The organism is Pseudomonas sp. B2M1-30, assembly GCF_025447575.1.
GTDB lineage: Bacteria > Pseudomonadota > Gammaproteobacteria > Pseudomonadales > Pseudomonadaceae > Aquipseudomonas > Aquipseudomonas botevensis.
Window position 1 is genome coordinate 1 of sequence record NZ_JAOEJT010000042.1, and the last position, 452, is coordinate 452.

The 452-nt window shown below is 66.2% G+C and carries 1 protein-coding gene; it reads right to left on the reverse strand.

Annotated features, from left to right (window positions below; translation table 11 throughout):
* Window positions 1-452: hypothetical protein (locus N8H74_RS29365; RefSeq protein WP_262152177.1), on the reverse strand; the 452-nt coding region annotated here is incomplete at both ends.

The window sequence follows — 452 nt, forward strand, 5'->3', positions numbered from 1 at the left end:
GTGTAGTCCAGGCGGTACGTTTCGCCGGACTCGTTCTCGATTTCCGTCAGCCGCAGTTGCGCGTGGTCGTAGCGGTACTGCAGGCGGGTGCCGTCGGGGTTGATCCGTCGGCTGACCAGGTGCAGGTCGTCGTCATACTCGTAGCGGGTGAGACGCCCCAGTTCGTCCTGCTCGGCGGTGACCTGGCCGTAGGCGCTGTAGCGGTAGGCACGGCTGGCACCGGTAGGCAACGTCGTTTGCAGCAGTCGGCCCACGGCGTCCCAGGCATAACGGGTGACTGCGCCGTGTTCGTCCCGGGTCGTCGTCCGCCGCCCCAGAGCGTCGTAGGAAAACCGCCGCATGCCGCCATCAGGCAGGGTTTCCTCGATCAGTTGCCCGAGGTCGTTCCAGGCAAACACATGCCGCGCGGTGTCCGGATAACGGATCGACAGCAGCCGCCCCTGCGGGTCGTA